The organism is Rhodanobacter hydrolyticus (assembly GCF_044904645.1).
Map to the genome: position 1 here is coordinate 3,754,430 of NZ_JADIKK010000008.1, position 18,842 is coordinate 3,773,271.

20 protein-coding genes are annotated in these 18,842 nt (G+C 66.4%); 10 read left to right on the plus strand and 10 right to left on the minus strand.

Features of this window, described 5'->3' with window-relative positions; translation table 11 throughout:
- Window positions 1-48 precede the first annotated feature (48 nt).
- Window positions 49-435 carry a YkgJ family cysteine cluster protein gene (locus ISP25_RS19360; protein WP_404616049.1) on the plus strand — a complete coding sequence of 129 codons (387 nt, stop codon included), beginning with the start codon at window positions 49-51 and terminating at the stop codon, window positions 433-435.
- On the opposite strand, the gene ISP25_RS19365 is transcribed toward ISP25_RS19360, so the two are convergent.
- Window positions 432-1,223 (minus strand): anti-sigma factor family protein, encoded by a 792-nt coding sequence (locus ISP25_RS19365; protein ID WP_404616050.1) that lies wholly within the window; start codon window positions 1,221-1,223, stop codon window positions 432-434. The genes ISP25_RS19360 and ISP25_RS19365 overlap by 4 nt on opposite strands.
- Complete coding sequence (locus ISP25_RS19370; RefSeq protein ID WP_192156443.1) at window positions 1,210-1,782, minus strand: sigma-70 family RNA polymerase sigma factor; 573 nt, start codon at window positions 1,780-1,782, stop codon at window positions 1,210-1,212. Before ISP25_RS19370 ends, ISP25_RS19365 begins: the two co-directional genes overlap by 14 nt.
- Before the next feature lie 122 nt (window positions 1,783-1,904).
- Here ISP25_RS19370 and ISP25_RS19375 point away from each other — a divergent pair, with 122 nt between their 5' ends.
- Both ISP25_RS19375 and ISP25_RS19380 read left to right on the plus strand, forming a co-directional pair.
- Window positions 1,905-2,852 carry a metallophosphoesterase family protein gene (locus tag ISP25_RS19375; RefSeq protein WP_404616051.1) on the plus strand — a complete coding sequence of 316 codons (948 nt, stop codon included), beginning with the start codon at window positions 1,905-1,907 and terminating at the stop codon, window positions 2,850-2,852.
- Complete coding sequence (locus ISP25_RS19380) at window positions 2,849-3,193, plus strand: cupredoxin domain-containing protein (RefSeq protein WP_192156439.1); 345 nt, start codon at window positions 2,849-2,851, stop codon at window positions 3,191-3,193. The genes ISP25_RS19375 and ISP25_RS19380 overlap by 4 nt, the downstream gene beginning before the upstream one ends.
- Window positions 3,194-3,211: 18 nt before the next feature.
- On the opposite strand, the gene ISP25_RS19385 is transcribed toward ISP25_RS19380, so the two are convergent.
- The 3 genes from ISP25_RS19385 to ISP25_RS19395 all read right to left on the minus strand — a co-directional run bounded on the left by ISP25_RS19385 (window position 3,212) and on the right by ISP25_RS19395 (window position 6,498).
- A complete protein-coding gene (locus tag ISP25_RS19385; RefSeq protein ID WP_404616052.1) occupies window positions 3,212-3,487 on the minus strand; it encodes a hypothetical protein in 276 nt (91 codons plus the stop codon).
- A 216-nt stretch (window positions 3,488-3,703) separates the two neighbouring features.
- Window positions 3,704-4,489, minus strand: a complete 786-nt coding sequence (locus tag ISP25_RS19390; protein WP_404616053.1) for a dioxygenase family protein — start codon at window positions 4,487-4,489, stop codon at window positions 3,704-3,706.
- Between the two features lie 137 nt (window positions 4,490-4,626).
- The gene (locus tag ISP25_RS19395; RefSeq protein WP_192156433.1) at window positions 4,627-6,498 is read right to left on the minus strand and encodes a DEAD/DEAH box helicase; all 1,872 of its coding nucleotides are present in this window, start codon (window positions 6,496-6,498) and stop codon (window positions 4,627-4,629) included.
- Between the two features lie 86 nt (window positions 6,499-6,584).
- Here ISP25_RS19395 and ISP25_RS19400 point away from each other — a divergent pair, with 86 nt between their 5' ends.
- The 3 genes from ISP25_RS19400 (at window position 6,585) to ISP25_RS19410 (ending at window position 9,324) form a co-directional block, all read left to right on the plus strand.
- Window positions 6,585-7,334 (plus strand): SDR family NAD(P)-dependent oxidoreductase, encoded by a 750-nt coding sequence (locus ISP25_RS19400; protein ID WP_192156431.1) that lies wholly within the window; start codon window positions 6,585-6,587, stop codon window positions 7,332-7,334.
- 1 nt (window position 7,335) lies between these two features.
- The gene (gene rimJ, locus ISP25_RS19405) at window positions 7,336-7,893 is read left to right on the plus strand and encodes a ribosomal protein S5-alanine N-acetyltransferase (protein ID WP_404616054.1); all 558 of its coding nucleotides are present in this window, start codon (window positions 7,336-7,338) and stop codon (window positions 7,891-7,893) included.
- Between the two features lie 282 nt (window positions 7,894-8,175).
- Complete coding sequence (locus tag ISP25_RS19410; protein ID WP_404616055.1) at window positions 8,176-9,324, plus strand: MFS transporter; 1,149 nt, start codon at window positions 8,176-8,178, stop codon at window positions 9,322-9,324.
- Window positions 9,325-9,434: 110 nt separating this feature from the next.
- Here ISP25_RS19410 and ISP25_RS19415 read toward each other — a convergent pair whose 3' ends face one another.
- Window positions 9,435-10,778 (minus strand): DEAD/DEAH box helicase, encoded by a 1,344-nt coding sequence (locus ISP25_RS19415; RefSeq protein WP_404616056.1) that lies wholly within the window; start codon window positions 10,776-10,778, stop codon window positions 9,435-9,437.
- Window positions 10,779-10,959: 181 nt separating this feature from the next.
- Here ISP25_RS19415 and ISP25_RS19420 point away from each other — a divergent pair, with 181 nt between their 5' ends.
- Together ISP25_RS19420 and ISP25_RS19425 are read left to right on the plus strand one after the other, a co-directional pair.
- On the plus strand, window positions 10,960-12,192 hold the full coding sequence (locus ISP25_RS19420) for an MFS transporter (RefSeq protein WP_404616057.1): 1,233 nt from the start codon (window positions 10,960-10,962) through the stop codon (window positions 12,190-12,192).
- A 318-nt stretch (window positions 12,193-12,510) separates the two neighbouring features.
- Entirely contained in the window at window positions 12,511-12,996 is a 486-nt protein-coding gene (locus ISP25_RS19425) for an FKBP-type peptidyl-prolyl cis-trans isomerase (RefSeq protein WP_404616058.1), read from the plus strand.
- A gap of 150 nt (window positions 12,997-13,146) precedes the next feature.
- On the opposite strand, the gene ISP25_RS19430 is transcribed toward ISP25_RS19425, so the two are convergent.
- The 4 genes from ISP25_RS19430 to ISP25_RS19445 all read right to left on the minus strand — a co-directional run bounded on the left by ISP25_RS19430 (window position 13,147) and on the right by ISP25_RS19445 (window position 16,808).
- Window positions 13,147-13,707: a C40 family peptidase gene (locus ISP25_RS19430; RefSeq protein ID WP_404616059.1), complete on the minus strand. Its 561-nt coding sequence runs from the start codon at window positions 13,705-13,707 to the stop codon at window positions 13,147-13,149.
- Window positions 13,708-13,798: 91 nt separating this feature from the next.
- Window positions 13,799-15,007 (minus strand): M56 family metallopeptidase, encoded by a 1,209-nt coding sequence (locus tag ISP25_RS19435; RefSeq protein WP_404616060.1) that lies wholly within the window; start codon window positions 15,005-15,007, stop codon window positions 13,799-13,801.
- Window positions 15,008-15,017: 10 nt separating this feature from the next.
- The gene (locus ISP25_RS19440) at window positions 15,018-15,404 is read right to left on the minus strand and encodes a BlaI/MecI/CopY family transcriptional regulator (RefSeq protein WP_192156419.1); all 387 of its coding nucleotides are present in this window, start codon (window positions 15,402-15,404) and stop codon (window positions 15,018-15,020) included.
- A 72-nt stretch (window positions 15,405-15,476) separates the two neighbouring features.
- Window positions 15,477-16,808, minus strand: a complete 1,332-nt coding sequence (locus ISP25_RS19445) for a hypothetical protein (protein WP_404616061.1) — start codon at window positions 16,806-16,808, stop codon at window positions 15,477-15,479.
- Between the two features lie 91 nt (window positions 16,809-16,899).
- Here ISP25_RS19445 and ISP25_RS19450 point away from each other — a divergent pair, with 91 nt between their 5' ends.
- Together ISP25_RS19450 and ISP25_RS19455 are read left to right on the plus strand one after the other, a co-directional pair.
- On the plus strand, window positions 16,900-18,159 hold the full coding sequence (locus ISP25_RS19450) for an NAD(P)/FAD-dependent oxidoreductase (RefSeq protein ID WP_404616062.1): 1,260 nt from the start codon (window positions 16,900-16,902) through the stop codon (window positions 18,157-18,159).
- 427 nt (window positions 18,160-18,586) lie between these two features.
- A complete protein-coding gene (locus ISP25_RS19455; protein WP_192156412.1) occupies window positions 18,587-18,841 on the plus strand; it encodes a hypothetical protein in 255 nt (84 codons plus the stop codon).
- Window position 18,842 lies beyond the last annotated feature (1 nt).

Consider the following 18,842-nt stretch of genomic DNA (forward strand, 5'->3'; position numbering starts at 1 on the left):
ATAGAATCCGCAGCCTGCGCGCCTCGGGGCGCGTTCCGTTGCATCCGCATGAACCATCCCTGCCTGAGCTGCGGCGCCTGCTGCGCCTATTTCCGCATCGCCTTCCACTGGGCCGAGGCCGACCCGTCGCTGGGCGGGACCGTCCCCGTCGAGCTGACCGAGAAACTCGATCCGCATCGCGTCGTGATGCGTGGCACGCAGTCGAAGACGCCGCGTTGCGTGGCGCTGGTGGGCGAGATCGGTGTGGCCGCGCACTGCGGCATCCACCCGATCAAGCCTTCGGTGTGCCGTGAAGTGGAGCCGTCGTGGGAGTTCGGTCGGCACAGTCCGCAGTGCGACAAAGGCCGCATCGCCCACGGCCTGACGCCGCTGACGCCGGAGGACTGGATCGATTTTTCGGATGCGGCTCTTCCCGCACCGCCAGAAAACGTCTAGCGCAAGTCGCTGCCGTCCGATGCCTGGCGCAACTTCTGCGTGAATTCGTGCAGGGCGGCTGGATCGACGTCGGAGACCACAACGTACTGCATGCCGCCCTCGGTCCAGCGCAGTACGGTGTAGCCATGCTGCTGTGATTCGCTCAAGGTGGCGCTGGCCGCAGGCGCGGCGGCCGGCCACTCGTACACGCTGATCAGGTGCAGGTGTCGGCGATACACCAGCGCGGCCACGCTGCGCCCGCCCAGGGCATCGAGGCGGCCGCCCACCAGCGGAAAGCCCGCGCCGGCCAGGTCCACCACGCGCGGCGAGAAATCCAGCTTGCCATCGAACCACGGTTTCACCGTGTGCTGGTCGGTCGATACAACGTCCATCAGATGCTGCGGCTGCAACGCGCGCAGGTGGCTGGAGACTGCCTCGTCGGTCAGCATATCGCCGGCCGCGCCGTGCTGCTGCAGGGCATAGAACAAGGGCGTAGCCAGCAGCAGCGCGCCGGCAAAGCCTGCCGCCAGTGCCCAGACGACCGGTCCACGCCGCGATCGATAGGGTGCCGCGGGCGCGACGGCGTCAGCGGGTTCGCGCCGTGGTGTCCAGCGTTCGCGCAGTGCCGCCGGAGCGTGCCGGTACAGGTCCGGTTGGGCCAACGCGTGACGCAGCCGCTCGTGTTCGCGAAAGCCGGCGGCGCAGGTGGCGCAACCCTGCAGATGGGTGGCCATCGCCGCGCTCTGGGCGACGTCGAGTTCGTCATCCAGGTAGGCGTGCAGCAGCTGTCGGGCATCAGCGCAGATCATGACGGCGCGCCTCCCCGGATCGACCGGACAATTCGAGTTTCAATCGCTCGCGGGCGCGGGCGAGCCGGGACATCACGGTGCCGATTTTCTGGCCGGTGATGCTGGCGATTTCCTTGTAGGAACATTCTTCCAGCTCGCGCAGGACGATGACTTCGCGCCACGGCGCCGGCAACCGCTCCAGCGCCTGTCGCAGCGAGCCGATATCGACCGCGAGCAGGGTCAGTGCCTCGGGCGAGGCCTGTTCGTCGACCAGTGGATGCACGTCCTCGTCGATGGGTTCCAGCAGATGCCCGGGCAGCGCCTTCGTGCAGAGCGTGAAGTAGGTGTTGCGTACGATGGCCAGCAGCCACACGCGCGCATCGCCACCGCGGAAGCTGTCGAAATAGCGCAGCGCGCGCAGCATCGCCTCCTGTACCACGTCCTGCGCGTCGGCGTCGTCGCGAGTCAGCCAGCGCGCGAGGTTCCACGCGGCATCCAGCCACGGCAGCACCACGGCTTCGAAGCGTGCGCCGATGGCGGGCTGCAGGGGGGGAGGTGCGGCTGGCGCTTCGATGGGCATAAAGGAATTACCGCGTTGGCGGCGACTTTATTCCCGGCCCGAAAAAACCGGAATAGGGCGCCTGGAGGCACGGTATTGCATGGCGAAGGGCGCCTTCCGCACCCGCCATGGAGTGAACGTACATGACAAACCAGCGCGACAACGAGAACCCGGACCGCCGCGGATTCCTCAAGTGCATGGCCTGGGCCGGAGCCGGCACCCTGCTGATGATGAAGGGCGGCGTGCTGCACGCGCGCGTCCTGGGCGCCGACGCGGGCACCGAGGCGAAAGACGCCACCTTCAGCTTCGCCCAGATCAGCGATTCGCACATCGGCTTCCATTTCGCGCCGAACCCGGACCCGGCCTCGACGCTGCGCGGCGCGCTCGCCCAGGTCGACGCATTGCCGGTGCGTCCGGATTTCCTGTTGCATACCGGCGATTTGACCCACCTCTCGCGGCCGGATCAGTTCGACACGCTGGCCGGGCTGATGCAGGAATCGCGCGCCGGCAAGGGCAAGGCGTTCTACGTGCCGGGCGAGCACGACGTGATCGGCGACAACGGCGCCGAATTCTTCCGGCGCTTTGGCGAGCGGCAGCAGCCCGGTGGCTGGTACAGCTTCGATCATCGTGGCGTGCACTTCGTGGGGCTGATCAACGTGCTTGCCCTCAAGGCCGGCGGCCTGGGTTTCCTGGGTAACGAGCAGCTCGCGTGGCTGAAGAAGGACCTGGCGCCGCTTTCCGCCGAAACGCCGGTGCTGGTGTTTGCGCACATGCCGATGTGGTCGCTGTATCCGGCGTGGGGCTGGGGCACCGACGACAGCGCGGAGGCGATGGGCTATCTGCGCCGCTTCGGTTCGGTCAGCGTGCTCAACGGCCACATCCACCAGATCCAGCAGAAGGTGGAAGGCAACATCACGTTCTACACGGCGCGCTCGACGGCCTATCCGCAGCCGGCACCCGGCGTGGGGCCGGCGCCAGGGCCGCTGAAGACCGTGGTGCCGGATCGGCTGCACAGTTACCTGGGGATCCGCAGCGTGCGCCACGTGCAGGGCAAGGATGCGTTGGCCGTCACCGAGGAGGTGATGGCATGAACCGTCTTGCCTGCGCGGCATGTTTGCTGTCGACCTTGGCGGCCTGGACGCCGCCGCACGCTGCCGCGAGCAGTCGCGTGCCTGCGGAGAAGTCGAATCAGATCGAAATTCGCAATTTCATGTTCACGCCGAAGACGCTCACCGTGCCGGTGGGCGCCAAGGTGGTGTGGATCAACCGCGACGAGGAGCCGCACACTGTAGTGAGCGCAAACGGACAATTCGCGCCGTCGAAGGCGCTGGACAGCAACGACAGCTACGTGGCTACTTTTGGCAAGCCAGGCACCTACGTGTACTACTGCACGGTGCATCCGTTCATGACCGGAACCATCGTCGTGAAATGACGGCCGGGTATGCGACGCTCAGTGCGAGGATGCGATGGAGCTGTTCGGCGCGTAGAGCGTCCAGTCGTCTGCATGGCCGTCAATGGCGACGCGTGCGACAAATGCCACGCAACCGGGGTCCGGGTACGGGCTGTCGCTATCCGTGCCTGCTGTGGCAGGCACATCCATCGCGTAGGCGTGATTGCTATCGATTCCGCGGCACAACGCAGGCAGGCCGGCGACAATCTTCATCACCATAGGCTTGGCGCAATCGTGCTTGCCGTCGAACACCTGACCCTTGAACTCCTCTGCCATACAGGCCGCGAAGCAGGCTCGAAACTCGCGTGCGTGGTTTGCGGCAAGGCGCAAGGTCGATCTCGTCGACCAATGTGGGCATCGTGAACTTGCGGCCGTAAAGCAGGAAGCCATCCGCCACGATCATGCAACCGGGAACGCCGTCCGGCTTGGTTCCTGCCAGCGCAGCGGCTTCCTGCTTGCGTGTCGCGCACCTTGGCATGCACGCCGTAGTGGTCAATCGAAGCGATAGATATCCATCGCCAGAAAGCCCAGGTCGATGCCCGCATCGATGCGTTGCGCATGGGTACCCTCGCCCGCTGCGCCGAGTGCGAAGAACAGCGGCAGAAGATGCTCGTCGGTCGGATGTGCATGCTGGGCGAACGGCGCCTGGCGACGGTAGTCGAGCAGGGCATCGACATCGCCCGCCGCGAGTTTCTGTTCGATCCAGCCGATGAACGGACGCACGTACGGCGCCTCGCGCTCCGCGCTATAGCCGCTGCGCAGGTCATGCAGGTTGTGGGTGATGCTGCCTGAGCCGATCAGCAGCACGCCTTGCTCGCGCAGCGGCGCCAGCGCGCGGCCCAGCGCGTATTGGTGCGCGGGACCTGCTTGTCCGGGCTGGACGGAAACCGGCACCACCGGGATGTCGGCGGCTGGATAGAGCAGGCGCAGTGGCACCCACGCGCCGTGATCCAGTCCGCGCTGTGGATCGAGGCTGGGTGCAAGGCCGGCCTGGTCAAGCAGCTCGACCACCTGTGCGGCGAGCGCGGGCGCGCCCGGCGCCGGGTAGCGCAGCTGGTACAGCTCGGGCGGAAAGCCGTGGAAATCGTGGATCGTTTCCGGCTGCAGGGCGCCGCCGACCAGCGGCGAATGCGCCAGCCAATGCGCGCTGGCGATCACGATGGCCTTGGGGCGCGGCAGGGCACGCGCCAGCTCTGCCAGCCGCTCGCCGGTGGCGCCGGGCTGCAGCGCGGTCATCGGCGAGCCATGGGAGACGTACAGGCTGGGCAGGGCAGGCATGGCGGGTCGCCTCGTGGGGGATCACCCCAGAGTAAGGGCTGCGGCCGCATTTGCAGCAGGCACGACCGGAACGCTGCGTTGCCGCCCGCGAACACTGGTGTTCTCCTCCCGTCATCAGCGGAGGAGGGAGCAGAGTCTTATTTGCGCGGCGGTTTGCCGCCGTGCGTGCGTGGCTTGCGTGCGTCGGATTTGGGGCCACCGGGCTTGAAGCCGCCAGGCTTGCGGAAGCCGCCTGGGCTGCGCGCGGGATGCGCGCCCTGTTCGCCGGCGCCGTCGTCCTTGCCGTCCCACGCATGGATCTGCAACTGCTGGCGCGCCACCCAGACCTTCTTCAAATGCTCGAAGACTTCCTTCGGCATGCCTTCGGGCAGGTCGACCAGGCTGTGGTCGCCGCGGATGCTGAGGCGGCCGATGTATTGGCTGTCCAGGCCCGCCTCGTTGGCGATGGCGCCGATGATGTTGCCAGGCTTCACGCCGTGCTCGTGACCCACTTCGATGCGGTAGGTGATCTTGCCCGCCTCGGTGTGGTGCGGGCGCGGCGCATGGCCGGCGAAGGCACGCGGCTGTTCGCGTTCGTGACGATCGCGCGCCTGGTGCTCGCGCGGCGCGCGTTCAGGCCGGCCATGGTGATCGCCATGTTCACGTGGCGCGGCGGGTTCGCGCTTCGGCGGGGGCGCCAGCAGCAGCGGGCGGTCGCCCTGGGCGATGCGCGCCAGCGCGGCGGCGATCTCGATCGCCGGTATGTCGTGTTCCTGCTCGTACTGTTCGATCACCTGCTGGAACAATTCCAGCTCGCCAGCCGCCAGGGTGTCGCTGATGCGCTGCTTGAACTTGGCGATGCGCTGGTCGTTCACAGCTTCCACCGTGGGCAGCTTCATCTCCTCGATCTTCTGCCGGGTGGCGCGCTCGATGGCATGCAGCATGCCCTTTTCGCGCGGCGTGACAAACAGGATCGCATCGCCGCTGCGCCCCGCGCGTCCGGTGCGGCCGATGCGGTGCACGTAGCTTTCGGTGTCGTAGGGAATGTCGTAGTTCAGCACGTGGCTGATGCGCTCCACGTCCAGGCCGCGCGCGGCCACGTCGGTGGCGACCAGGATGTCGAGCTTGCCGTCCTTCAGCTGCTGGATCACCCGCTCGCGCTGCGGCTGGGCGATGTCGCCGTTGATCGCGGCGGCGGCAAGGCCTCGCGCCTGCAGCTTCTCGGCCAGTTCCTCGGTGGCCTGCTTGGTGCGCGCGAAGATGATCATCGCGTCGAACGGCTCGGCCTCGAGAATGCGCGTCATCGCGTCCAGCTTGTGCACGCCGCTGACAAACCAGTAGCGCTGGCGGATGTTCGCCGCGGTGGTGGTGGCCGCCTTGATGGCGATCTCCACCGGCTCCTTCAGGTGCCGCTGCGCGATCTTGCGGATCGGCACCGGCATGGTGGCGGAGAACAGCGCCACCTGGCGGGTCGGCGGCGTTGCCTCCAGCACTTTCTCCACGTCATCGACGAAGCCCATGCGCAGCATCTCGTCGGCTTCGTCGAGCACCAGGTACTTCAGCTCGGAGAGGTCGAGCGTGCCCTTGTCCAGATGATCGATCACGCGGCCAGGCGTGCCCACGATAACGTGCACGCCCCGGCGCAGCGCATGCAGCTGCGGGCCGTAGCTTTGCCCACCATAGATCGGCAGCACCTGCAGGCCGGGCAGGTGCGCGGCGTAGCGCTGGAACGCCTCGGCCACCTGGATCGCCAGCTCGCGCGTGGGTGCCAGCACCAGCGCCTGCGGCTTGCCGGGCTTGAGGTCGATGCGCGACAGGATCGGCAGCGCGAACGCGGCGGTCTTGCCGGTGCCGGTCTGCGCCTGGCCCAGCACGTCGCGGCCCTCCAGCAACGGCGGGATGGTGGCGGCCTGGATCGGCGAGGGCGACTCGTAGCCCACGTCGGCCAGCGCTTTCTGCACCTCGGGCGAAAGCGCGAGCGCGCCGAAGCCGGCGGCAGCCGGGGCGGAATCGGAGGACGGGGCGGACATGGGGAACCTCGGGGTGGCATGCGCGGCGGCATGCGGGAGAATGGGTGATTGTACCAGTCCCCACGTCATCCCATCGGGAGAGAACCATGCAGAACCGTTTGAAAGACCGCATTGCACTGGTAACCGGCGCCTCCTCCGGCATCGGCGAGGCCACGGCACTGGAGCTGGCCCGGCAGGGCGCAAGGGTGGCGATTGCGGCGCGTCGTCGCGACCGGCTCGATGCACTGGCAAAGGAATTGACGGCACTTGGCGCCGAGCCGCTGGTGCTGGTAGCCGACCTCGCCGACGAAGTCGATGCGCAGCGCATCGTGCACGAGACCGAGCAGCGCTTCGGCCGTCTGGACATCCTCGTCAACAACGCTGGCGTGATGTACCTGGAACCGATCGCCGAAGCCGACCTCGGTCGCTGGCGTCACATGCTGGAGCTCAACGTGCTCGGCCTGATCGCTTCCACGCAGGCGGCGCTGGCCGGCATGCGCGCGCGGCGCGACGGCCATATCGTCAATATCTCCTCCACCGCCGGCCGCATCGCCAACCCGAACGCCGGCGGCTACTCGGCCACCAAGTTCGGCGTGGTGGCGTTCTCCGAATCGCTGCGCCGCGAGGTATACAAGGACAACATCCGCGTCAGCGTGATCGAGCCGGGCGCAGTGGCCACCGAATTGCGCGAGCACATCGGTCACGCCGCCACCAAGGACGCGCTCAATGCCTGGGCCGACAGCATGCGCCAGTTGCAAAGCCAGGACATCGCGGAAGTAATCGCGTTCTGCGTCGGCCGTCCTGCGCACGTCAACATCAACGAAGTACTGATGCGACCGACCGACCAGGAGCGTTGAGATGGGCTTCTCGCCACGATTGCTGACGGAGCGTACGCGCATCCGCCTCGCCGAGGAGGCCGATGCGCCGGAATTGCTGCGTTATCGCGTGGCGAATCGCGCGCATCTCGCGCCGTGGGAGCCGCTGCGCGAGGAAGCCTTTTACACGCTGGGCCAATGCGTGCAGGCCGTCGCCGAATGGCGGGAGCATGCGCGGCTGGATCGCGGCTATCCGTTGCTGGTATTCGACCGCGACGAGCGGGAAGTCCTCGCCACACTTACCTTTGCCAACGTCGTGCGCGGCGCGTTCCAGGCCTGCCATCTCGGCTATGGCACGGCGGCGCGGGTGCAAGGGCAGGGCCTCATGCATGAGGCCCTGCAGGCCAGCCTGGCCTGGGCCTTCGGCGAACTGGACCTGCATCGCGTGATGGCCAACTATTTGCCGCGCAACGAACGCAGCGCACGCCTGCTGGCGCGGTTGGGCTTCGAGCGCGAGGGCTATGCGAAACGCTACTTGCAGATCGCCGGCGCGTGGGAAGACCACGTGCTTACCGCCCTGGTCCGGCCCAGAGTGGAGTAGGAGCGCACCCTGTGCGCGATTGCCTCTGCCTTGTATCGAAGCGCAGGGCAGTCGCGCACGGGGTGCGCTCCTGCGCAAAGGCATGTGCGTCGCGCATGTCGATTTTCCGGTGCGTCATCCGTCGTACCCATGTCGACCGGGTGAGCGGCCACATTGGAGTGGCGGCCTGACATGCCACCGTTGCCTGGTTTCCGAGGGTGGCCGATACGAGAGAGGAGACGCCAGATGCATGACTCCCGATACCGCTGGGTGATCGTCGCCGCGGGCGGCCTGATGGGTTGCGTGGCGATCGGCGCGATGTTTTCGCTGCCGGTGCTCCTGCGATCCATCGCACGCGACACGGGCTGGTCGATGACCGGCATCTCCGCCGCGATGACACTGGCCTTCATCGCGATGGCGTTCGGGAGCATGGCGTGGGGAAGCCTGTCGGACCGCATCGGCACGCGTGCAGTCGTCATGACCGGCGCCGTCCTGTTGCCGACGAGCGTCGCGCTGGCCAGCCGTGCGCCCTCGCTGCTCGCGTTTCAGCTGATCTTCGGCGTTGCCGTCGGCGGTGCGACGGCCGCGGTATTCGCACCGATGATGGCCTGCGTCACCGGCTGGTTCGACACGCACCGCAGCCTCGCGGTGTCGCTCGTGTCGGCCGGCATGGGCATGGCGCCGATGACGATGTCGCCGCTGGCTGCGTGGCTGGTGTCCAGGCACGACTGGCGCACGTCGATGCTGATCCTTGCCGCGTTGGCGGCCGTTGTCATGATTCCCATGTCGCTACTCGTGCGCCGAGCGCCCGCGCTTGAAGGAGCACCGGAAGTGCCGGCCAACGGACCAGCGCCGATGTCGGTCAAGGATGCGCTGCGCTCGCCGCAGTTTGTCGTCCTGCTGCTGACCAACTTCTGCTGCTGCGCGACGCACTCCGGCCCGATCTTCCATACGGTGAGCTACGCGGTGACCTGCGGGATACCGCTGATCGCCGCCGTGTCGATCTACAGCGTCGAAGGACTCGCGGGCATGGGAGGGCGGATCGTGTTCGGCTTCCTGAGCGACCGCATCGGAGCGAAACGCATGCTGGTGGCGGGACTGCTCACGCAGGCGCTCGGTGCGCTCGGCTACTACTTCGTGAACACGCTCGACGGGTTCTATGCGGTCGCGACGCTGTTTGGCTTCATCTACGCGGGCGTGATGCCGCTGTACTCAGTGCTGGCGCGCGAAAACTTCCCGCTGCGCATGATAGGTACCGTGATCGGCGGCTGTGCGATGGCCGGCAGCCTGGGCATGGCTACGGGGCCGGTCGCCGGCGGCCTGATCGTCGACACGTTCGGCAGCTATGGAGGGCTGTACATCGGTTCGTCCGCGATCGGGCTTGGTGCATTCCTGATCGCGACGACGTTCCGTCCGTTCGCCAAGGTGCGGCCCGAAACCGCTGTGGCGTGACGACGCGTCCCGCAATCGAAGCGGGACGGTCTTGGTTTCGCCGGATTGGCGAGGCTGCGCTCGCCTGTCGTCACTAGGGAGGACAGGGAGCGCTGCTGCAAATGCGCCGGTCAGGCCTTGGCGGCGGGACGTGGCCGACGATGGCGCTTGCGGTTGCCCGCAGCGTGCTCGCCGCTGCTCTTCTGTGCATGCCCATGCGGGCGGTGCGCCTGCGACGAGCCTTGCGAACGCTGCTGCTGGGAGCCCTGCGAGCGCTGCGGTGCGCGCGGCTGGCGCTGGCCCTGATTGGGACGCGGCGCGCCAGCGTCCAGGCGCAGCGGCGAGGAGGGCTCGAAGCCGGCCACGTGGTCGATGGCGATCTCGTCCTTGAGCAGCTTGCGGATGTCGCGCAACAGGCCGGATTCGTCGTGGCTCACCAGCGACACCGCCATGCCCTCGCTGCCGGCGCGACCGGTGCGGCCGATGCGGTGCACGTAGTCCTCGGCCACCATCGGCAGGTCGAAGTTGATCACCATCGGCAACTGGTCGATGTCGATGCCGCGCGCGGCGATGTCGGTGGCCACCAGCACGGTGATGCGGCTGCTCTTGAAGTCGGCGAGCGCCTTGGTGCGCGCGTTCTGGCTCTTGTTGCCGTGGATCGCGGCGGTGCGCAGGCCAGAGGCGTTGAGGAAGGTCACCAGCTTGTCGGCGCCATGCTTGGTGCGGCTGAACACCAGCGTCTGCCGACGGCTGTCCTGGCTCAGCACGTGCAGCAGCAGGTCGCGCTTGCGCGAGGCATCGACCGGATGCACGTGATGGCTGACCAGGGCGGCCACGGTGTTCGGCGGCGTCACCGTGACCTCGCGCGGCTCGCGCATGAACTGCATCGCCAGCGCCTTGATCTCGGGTGCGAAGGTGGCGGAGAACAGCAGGGTCTGCCGCTGCCTGGGCAACGCGCCGAGGATGCGCTTCAGCGCCGGCAGGAAGCCCATGTCGAGCATGCGGTCGGCTTCGTCCAGCACCAGCGTCTCGATGCCGGAAAGGTCGATCGTGCGCTGCTGCATGTGGTCGATGAGGCGTCCCGGCGTGGCGATCACGATGTCCACGCCGCGGCGCAGCGCGTTGATCTGCGGGCCCATGCCGACGCCGCCGAAGATGGTGGCGGCGCTGATACGCAAGTGCTTGCCATAGGCCTGCGCGTTGTCGAGGATCTGCGCGGCCAGCTCGCGGGTAGGCGTGAGCACCAGTGCGCGCGGGCGGCGCGTCATGGTGGCCGGCGCGTCGATCAGCTTGTGCAACAGCGGCAGCGCGAACGCCGCGGTCTTGCCGGTGCCGGTCTGCGCGGCAGCGAGCAGATCGTGGCCTTGCAGCACCAAGGGGATGGCGCCGGCCTGCACCGGGGTGGGTTCGGCGTAGCCCTGTTCGGCAAGCGCACGCAACAACGCGGGCGCGAGGCCCAGCGATTCGAAAGACATGGAACGACTCCTGTGCAACCCGGAGCGTTCAAGCAGGACCGCGTTGCGATATTTGAGAGGGAATGGGGGCGGCGAGGCCGCCAACGGCTGGGGAGCCGTGGCGCATAGTGTAGCCGATAAGCGTGGCGGCCGTATTTTTGCTGCATGCTAGCCTGCGCCACCGCCTCACGGAGTGCCTTCCATGTCGCTGCTGTCGTCCCTGCGCGAACTGAACCATGAGCAGCGCCACACCGTGCTGGCCAGCTTTCTCGGCTGGACGCTGGATGCATTCGATTACTTCCTGCTCACGCTGGTGATCGTGGGTGTGGCGCAGGAATTCCACACCGACAACAAGGCGGTGACCTACGGCCTGTTCCTCACGCTGGCCGCGCGCCCGCTGGGCGCCCTGATCTTCGGCCGGCTGGCGGATCGCTACGGCCGGCGGCCGGTGCTGATGGTGGACGTGATCCTGTTCTCGGTGTTCGAGCTGGCCACCGCCTTCTCGACGTCGCTGACCATGCTGCTGGCGCTGCGCTTCCTGTTCGGTGTGGCGATGGGCGGCGAATGGGGCATCGGTGCCTCGCTGGCGATGGAGTCGATACCGCCGAAGTCGCGCGGCCTGGTTTCCGGCCTGTTGCAGAGCGGCTACCCCTGCGGCTTCTTCCTCGCTGCACTGGCGAACTGGCTGCTGGTCGACGCCATCGGCTGGCGCGGACTGTTCGTGGTGGGCGCGCTGCCGGCGGTGCTGGTGCTGTACATCCGGCGCAAGGTGCCGGAGTCGCCGGTGTGGCAGGCCGGGCGGCACGAGCATGCCCGCGCGGACGTGTGGCAGGCGATGCGCGGCCACTGGAAACTGTTCGCCTACATGATCGTGCTGATGTGCGCGTTCAACGCCTTCAGCCACGGCTCGCAGGACATGTACCACACCTTCGAGGAAGTGAACCTGCACCTGCCCACCGGCTCAGGCACGGCCTTCGTACTGGTGGCGCTGCTCAACCTCGGTGCCCTGGTGGGCGGCCTGTGCTTCGGCGCGTGGTCGGAGCGGGTGGGACGTCGCAAGGCCATGATCATCGCCGCGCTGCTGGCGATTCCGGTGATTCCGTTGTGGATGTATGGCGGTTCGCTTTGGCTGTTGGGCCTCGGCGCCTTCCTGATCCAGGTGATGGTGCAGGGCGCCTGGGGCGTGGTGCCCACGCACCTCAACGAACTCTCGCCGGACGCGGTCCGCGGCACCTTGCCAGGCTTCGCCTATCAGCTCGGCAACCTGCTCGCGGCCGGCACCGCCACCGTGCAGACATGGTTGGCCCACCAGCACGGCGGCGATTTCGCCTGGGCGATGTCGCTGTGGATCGCGGTAGTGGCCGTGGTGCTGGCCCTGCTGGTGTGGTTGGGGCCGGAGGCGCGTGGCGTGGGCTTCGGCGAGCATCGGTCTTGAGGGCCTGTTCACGATCTCCCGTGGCCCGTGCCGCGAGCTGTTTGCGCGCCTGCCCAAGGAAGTAAAGAGTGGTGGACGTCCGTCCGCGACCGAGCGATGACGCCTGCATGCGGGCAAACAAACCCGGCCCTTTGGGTTGCGTTGCCGTGGCCATCATGCGGCAGCGCGCGGCATGATCTGTCAGCCAGGGAGGCGCTGCGCCACGCACTACCACCTGGCGGCCACAGCAAGGCAACGCGGGCCACGGGAGATCGTGAACAGGCTCTGGCAAAGCACTCCTGATAAACTTCGCGCTTTGCATCATTCGAGAGACGGGCAATGAAGGCTGGCAAGGACAAAGTCGTCGCGCTGCACTACACGCTGCATGTGGACGGTGAAAAGGTGGAAAGCTCGCACGACAACGGCGAGCCGTTGTGGATCCTGCTCGGTCACGGTCAGCTGATCGCTGGCCTGGAAAAGGCGCTGGAAGAGCACGCTGCCGGCGACGAGGTCAAGGCGACGATCGCACCGGCTGACGGTTACGGCGAGCGCCAGGGTGGCCAGGTCCAGCGCGTGCCGAAGAAGTATTTCCAGCACGCCAAGCACCTCAAGCCCGGCATGACCGCCGTGCTGGCCCTGAAGGAAGGCGGCCACCGTGCCGTGACCGTGCTGAAGGTCGGCATGAGCACCATCGACGTCGACCTAAACCACCCGATGGCCGGCAAGACGCTGGACTTCGACGTGAGCATCCAGGAAGTGCGCGACGCCACCGAGGAGGAAATGCAGCACGGCCACGCGCATCCGCCGGGCAGTGCTCCGCACTGACCGACGGATCAAGGGTCAAAGTAAAACGGCGCCCGGGGCGCCGTTTTTTCGTTTGACCCTCTCCCCTCCGGGGACAGGGCTTGGGTGAGGAGGCCGCGCCCGCGGAAGACTGCTTTCGGCCCAGTCTGCCGGCGAGCAGCCAGCAGCACTTCAATCCAGCACCCGCCTCCCATACTCGAAATGGTCGCGCCAATATGGCCCGTCGATGTCGTCCAGTCGTACGGTGCCGCCGCTGTTGGGGGCATGTACGAAACGGCCCTTGCCCACGTATACGCCCACGTGGCTGATGCGGCCATGGTTGCCGAAAAACACCAGGTCGCCGCTGACCAGGGCGGTCATGCCTCTGATCTTTTCGCCCATATCGGCCATTTCGCCGGAGGTACGCGGCAACTGCATGCCGGTGGCGTTGCGGTAGATGTAGCCGACCAGGCCGCTGCAGTCGAAGCCACCGGCGGGCGTGTTGCCGCCCCAGTGGTAGGGCGTGCCGACCAGGGCCATCGCACGGAACAGCACATCGTTGACGGCGGCGGCCTGGCCGTCGGGCGCACGCGCGGGTTCGTTGGCGAGGGCGGACTCTGTGGCCAAGGCGGATGCGTTGCGTCGCGGTGCACTGGCGCAGGCGGTGAGCAGGGCGAGAACGACGGCCAGCAACGCGAAGCGGGCGATGCGCGTGGGTGAAGCTGCGGATCGGGCGACGGACGGCGGGTTCACCGGACAACCTCGGCGTGGGCTGCGCCGAGGTTATCAGGGTGATAAACCATATTCAAATCAAAAAGCTCTGGGGTGTTTTGAAGCTGATTTATCAGCTTCGTTGGGCGGTCTTTTCAGGAAGCGATTCGAGGTTGAACGTGACGGGGACGCGCGCATAGCCATCGACTGGTTTGCCGTCTTCCATCTGCGGGCTGAAGTGCCATCGTTCTGCGGCCTCCATGGCTGCCCTGCCAAGTGCGGATGAAGCATCGCTTACGGGATCGATGGTGATCTTGCGTGGGCTGCCGTTTTTGTCGACCAGGATCACCAGGACCACCGTGCCCTGCTCTTTGTTTTTGATCGCCGACTCTGGATAGTGAGGCGTAATGTTCGCGTTGTAAGTGAGATCCGCTTCGGCATTCTGGTTTCCACGGCTGTCCGTGGCTGCTTGGGCCATGAACACGCAGCCCGCCAGCAACGCGGCAAGCGTGACAAAACCCGCACGACGGCGCAGGGCGCCGGGACGATGACGCTGGATCATGGTGAGTCGCTCCTTCAGTTGCGATTGGGTCAGCCAGGAGGTCAGCGCCGGCATGGGCGACAGGCCGACGCTGTGCAGCAAGGTGCGGGCGTAGCCAGCTTCGTCGTTCGGCGCATCGCGCAGCACACGTTCGTCGCAGGCCAGCTCCTGGTCGAGCCGGAAGCGCGAACGCGCCAGCCACGCCAGCGGGTGGAACCACAACAATGCGAACACCAGCTCGGCGACGAGGTTCCACAGCGCGTCACCACGACGCAGGTGGGCGAGCTCGTGACGCAGCACGATACGGCGTTCGTCGGCGTCGAAGCGTTCGAGGAGGTCCGCCGGCAACAGCAGCAGGCTGCGCGGTGCCCATAGCAGGGCGGGGCCGGCCGGATGCAGGCGCAGTCGGCGCGGGTCAATGCTATCCAGCTCACTCTGCAAGAGCTCGGCCGTCGCCGCCGGCAACGGGTGGCATTGGCGGCGCAATCGGAGTTGATGCGCGATCAGCCGCAGCATCATTGCGACCGTACCGGCCAGCCACAACCAGTGCGGCCAAGACGAAGATGCGACGACTTGCGGGTCGATGGCGCCCGACGCGGTGGCATCGGGCAGCACGCGGAAGGCCGGGAGTGCCACCCAGTGCGCGGGTAGTTCGGGCAGGCATGGCAGCAGCATCGCCAGCACCGGCAACAACCAGAGGCTAAAGGCGGGGCTGGCGCCGAAGGCGCGCCGAGCAGGGCGGCGGCCCAGCAGGACCAGCACCAGCGCCGCGGTCACGAACAGCAGGTTGCGCAGCAGCATGGGGCCCATTTCAGTGCCCCTTCTTCTCGATGGCATCGAGCAGCTTGCGCAGTTCCGCGATGTCCTTCGCGCCCAGCTTTTCGTGTTCGCTGAAATGCGCCAGCAGCGGGCTGAGCCGGCCTCCGAACACGCGGTCGAGCAGGCTGTGGCTTTCCTGTGACTGCCACTGTTTGCGGGCCAGTGCCGGTGAGTACAGGTAGCGACGGCCGTCTTTCTCTGCATTCACTGCACCCTTGGCCACCAGGCGGCCGAGCAGGGTGCGTATGGTCTTTTCGTGCCAGTCGCTGGCCTGTTGTACCGCGGCGACGATGTCTTCCGAGCTCTGTGGTGCACGGCGCCACAGCACCTCCATTACGTGGCTTTCGGCTTCGCTGATCGTTGGGGTGAGATTGCTCATGAGCGCGCCGCAGAAAAATTACGAGTGTAGTTCTCATTTAGACTACGCTCGTAATTCGTTTGGCGCAAGAGCCTATTGCGGCGCTATGTCGATGCTGCTTTCCGACAGGGTATGGCCGTCGCTGCCGCTGGCGCGCAACCGGTAGCGGCCAGGACGCAGGTAAAGCTCGGTGGATTCGTTGAAACCCATGATGGCGTACCGGTCGGCGGCGATGGCGTCGTTCGGTTCGCCGAAGTAGTGCGCACTGACGAGGCAAGGGATTGTGCCCCGGCACAGTTCTGCACCGATGGAGTGTGGGCGTCGCTTGCCGTCCAGCGAAAGCCAGTTCGCCCGCTGCATTTCATTGTGATCCATCACTTGTGGCAACGGGGCGCCTTCGCCATTGATCCGATACCCGTACTTGTACTTGCCGAAGGCGTCGAGGGTGAGGCTGGGAGGCAGGATCACGTTGACGTCATAAGCCGTCGGTCGCGCGCTCCATGGCTGGCCGGTCTGACGGTTGAGCAGGACCTCGGGCTTTTCCGATGGAAACGTGTGTTCGAGCTGATGGTAGGCGTCCGACGTATCCAGTCCGGTTTCAAGGAAGTCGGTCTGGTCGATGGACAGCGGCACCTGGCCGGTCAGCGCCTGGAGCCGCAATGCCATGGGCTGCAGGTCGCCGAGACGCCCTGTAGCCTTGTCGATGTGCGCGTAGCCGGCATGCACGAACAAGCGCGCCTTGGGATCCTTCGCAAACACCGTTTGGTACAAGGTCTGGGCTTGCGCGTTCTCGCGCGCCTGCCCGTTGAGCCCGTTGTCGTAGGGAACGAGGGTGAAGCCCAGCCGGATCGCCTCGCGCACGATGTCGCCGTACAGCGGATCGCGCAGGTATTCCGTGCCGCTCTTGCGAGTGGGGTAGCCTCGCTTGGCCAAGTCGGGATCGTCCGTGCCCAGCGCTTCGGCGGCGAAATAGGTGAAGCCCAGGGCGCGCAACCGTGGTAGCAATTCGAGAGTGAGCTGGCGGGTATGCGCGTCGTGGTGCGCCTCGTTGACCATCACGAGGTGTCGCTGTGCTGCAAGCGCGACGATGGTGTCGACGGCATCGGCCGACTTCCAATCGGCTGACGTTGGCAGCTTGAGATCTTCAGGCAGGTCGTCCTTCAGCGGAAAACTGAAGACGGCCTGATCGTAGAGCCCGAGTTCGTCCTGTGAGAAGGACATGAACTGCAATGCGAGCACCTGGTCGCTGGATCGCAGCGAAGGCTCCTCGTGGATGAGGTACTGGTAGCGGGCCAGCGTGGTGGGTTCGCGCCCCATCGCCTGCAGCAGTTTGAGCGCGGACGGATCGAACGATTGTGCGGCGGCGCTGGAACAAACCAGCAGCGCGGCGACAAGGCCTGCACGAACGGCGGAATGGGCCAGCATGGCGACGCCTTGAATGAGTAGGCGACTCGCATGGTGCATGCACTGCGAAGCGCGTGCATGACGCGTCGCAGCAGATGGTTACAATCGGCGGATGAATGCGACTCGTGGGGATGTACTGATACTCGGCGGCGGGGTGATCGGCCTCGCCAGCGCCTTGCACTTGTTGCGCAAGGGCGTGGCCGTACAGGTGCTGGAACAGGGCACGCCGGGTTGCGGCGCTTCGCATGGCAATTGCGGCACGATCACGCCCAGCCATGCCGCACCGCTGGCGATGCCGGGAACACTGGGCATTGCCTTGCGTTCGATGCTGCGCGCCGATGCACCGCTGTACCTCAATCCGCGTTTCGACGGCCCGCGTCTGCGCTGGTTGCTGGGTTTCGCACGGCACTGCAACTGGACCGATTTCCATCGCGCGACCGTGGCGCGTTCGATGATCCTGCAGCGCTCGCGCCAACTCCTGGGCGAACTGGTGCGCGACGAGGGGCTGGATTGCGAATTCGCCGAGGAAGGAGAGCTGTACGTGTACCGCACTGCGCGGGCGCTGGCGGCGGACGAACAGCATCATGCCGCCGTGCTCGACCGCCTTGGGGTCGAAGTGCGGCGCTTGCACGGCGACGAGGTGGGAGCGATGGAGCCGGCGCTGAAGCCCGGTGTGACGGGTGGCCTGTTCCATCCCGGCGATGCACGTTTGCGGCCGGACCGCTATGTCGCCGAGCTGGCGCGATGCGTGCGGGAACTGGGCGGCAAGATCGAATCCGGCGCGCGCATCGAAGGCTTCGACACCAATGGCGAAAGCATCGCCCGGGTACGCACTTCGCGCGGCACGTTTGCCGGGGAGCGCGTGTTGCTGGCGTTGGGGGCGTGGTCGCCGCTGCTGGCCCGTTCGCTGGGTCTGCGCCTGCCGATGCAGCCGGGCAAGGGCTACTCGATCACCTATACGCGTCCTGTGCGGGCGCCACGGCATGCGCTGGTGTTGCGCGAGGCGCAGGTATGCGTCACTACCTGGGCCGACGGCTACCGGCTGGGCAGCACGATGGAATTTTCCGGCTATGCCGAGGGCCTCAATCGTGCCCGCCTCGATGCTTTGCGCCGCGGCGCCGCCACGGGCCTGCATGAGCCGGAAGGGCCGCAGCAACTGGAGGAGTGGTGGGGCTGGCGGCCGATGAGCGTGGACGAAGTGCCGATCATCGGTCCGAGCACGCGCTGGGCGAACCTGCACCTGGCCACCGCGCACGGCATGCTCGGCGTGAGCATGTCGGCGGCCACCGGCGAACTGGTCGCCGACCAGCTGTGCGGCAACACGCCGGCGATTGATCCAAAACCCTATGCGCCGGCGCGGTTCGGGCTTTGAATCGCCCCAGGATCCAACCACGGTGTTGCTATGCCCGCACTGCCCTTGGGGCTGTCGGATGGTTGTGCGTGGCATCGTGTCGGACTTGCGCGCTTTCGCTTGGCGGCCACCTCAGGAACAGTGCGTAAGGTTTGATCCATTTGGCCGTGCTCCCAACATCACCTGCCGGGAACGCACGTTTCGTCGCCACTCCGTGGTCGATGCGCAGTTGGCGTGCATACAAACAGTTTCCGGCGCGGTGCGTCTGAAAACCTCTAGCAGGCATCAAGCTGAAGCGTGAATATCCGCGCTCGCACAATTTGGCGGAACCGTGTCCTGTTCAGTCTCGGTATGCCGGTGAAGCTGGTATGGTGGTTGCGTCGCGCCACCCGTGGCGCCGGGGTCCGGCCGGGTTCGCGATACAATAAAATTATCGAGGTTCGCCATCATGCGTAAGTTCGCGATCGCTTCCCTGCTCGTCGCTGGTGTGGCCCTGTCCGCTTCCGTGTTTGCCCAGCAGGCGGCTCCGGCGGCAGCCCCGCAGACTGCCCCGGCTACCGACGCTCCCGCCGCTGCCTCTTCCACCCACAAGGCCGCTGCGCATCACAAGTCCACCACCAAGCATCACACCACCAGCAAGACCCATAAGAAGGCTGCAACCAAGACCGATGCCGCTCCTGCGTCGACCGCTTCCGGCGGTTGAT

Bases quoted from the DNA above. Each gene is read 5' to 3' on its own strand.
- ISP25_RS19380 (WP_192156439.1), top strand. From the start codon at position 2,849: ATGAACCGTCTTGCCTGCGCGGCATGTTTGCTGTCGACCTTGGCGGCC.
- ISP25_RS19400 (WP_192156431.1), top strand. From the start codon at position 6,585: ATGCAGAACCGTTTGAAAGACCGCATTGCACTGGTAACCGGCGCCTCC.
- ISP25_RS19395 (WP_192156433.1), bottom strand. From the start codon at position 6,498: ATGTCCGCCCCGTCCTCCGATTCCGCCCCGGCTGCCGCCGGCTTCGGC.
- ISP25_RS19455 (WP_192156412.1), top strand. From the start codon at position 18,587: ATGCGTAAGTTCGCGATCGCTTCCCTGCTCGTCGCTGGTGTGGCCCTG.
- ISP25_RS19390 (WP_404616053.1), bottom strand. From the start codon at position 4,489: ATGCCTGCCCTGCCCAGCCTGTACGTCTCCCATGGCTCGCCGATGACC.
- ISP25_RS19385 (WP_404616052.1), bottom strand. From the start codon at position 3,487: ATGGCAGAGGAGTTCAAGGGTCAGGTGTTCGACGGCAAGCACGATTGC.
- ISP25_RS19425 (WP_404616058.1), top strand. From the start codon at position 12,511: ATGAAGGCTGGCAAGGACAAAGTCGTCGCGCTGCACTACACGCTGCAT.
- ISP25_RS19435 (WP_404616060.1), bottom strand. From the start codon at position 15,007: ATGCTGCTGCGCAACCTGCTGTTCGTGACCGCGGCGCTGGTGCTGGTC.
- ISP25_RS19365 (WP_404616050.1), bottom strand. From the start codon at position 1,223: ATGATCTGCGCTGATGCCCGACAGCTGCTGCACGCCTACCTGGATGAC.
- ISP25_RS19360 (WP_404616049.1), top strand. From the start codon at position 49: ATGAACCATCCCTGCCTGAGCTGCGGCGCCTGCTGCGCCTATTTCCGC.
- ISP25_RS19415 (WP_404616056.1), bottom strand. From the start codon at position 10,778: ATGTCTTTCGAATCGCTGGGCCTCGCGCCCGCGTTGTTGCGTGCGCTT.
- ISP25_RS19375 (WP_404616051.1), top strand. From the start codon at position 1,905: ATGACAAACCAGCGCGACAACGAGAACCCGGACCGCCGCGGATTCCTC.
- ISP25_RS19370 (WP_192156443.1), bottom strand. From the start codon at position 1,782: ATGCCCATCGAAGCGCCAGCCGCACCTCCCCCCCTGCAGCCCGCCATC.
- ISP25_RS19440 (WP_192156419.1), bottom strand. From the start codon at position 15,404: ATGAGCAATCTCACCCCAACGATCAGCGAAGCCGAAAGCCACGTAATG.
- ISP25_RS19420 (WP_404616057.1), top strand. From the start codon at position 10,960: ATGTCGCTGCTGTCGTCCCTGCGCGAACTGAACCATGAGCAGCGCCAC.
- rimJ (WP_404616054.1), top strand. From the start codon at position 7,336: ATGGGCTTCTCGCCACGATTGCTGACGGAGCGTACGCGCATCCGCCTC.
- ISP25_RS19450 (WP_404616062.1), top strand. From the start codon at position 16,900: ATGAATGCGACTCGTGGGGATGTACTGATACTCGGCGGCGGGGTGATC.
- ISP25_RS19445 (WP_404616061.1), bottom strand. From the start codon at position 16,808: ATGCTGGCCCATTCCGCCGTTCGTGCAGGCCTTGTCGCCGCGCTGCTG.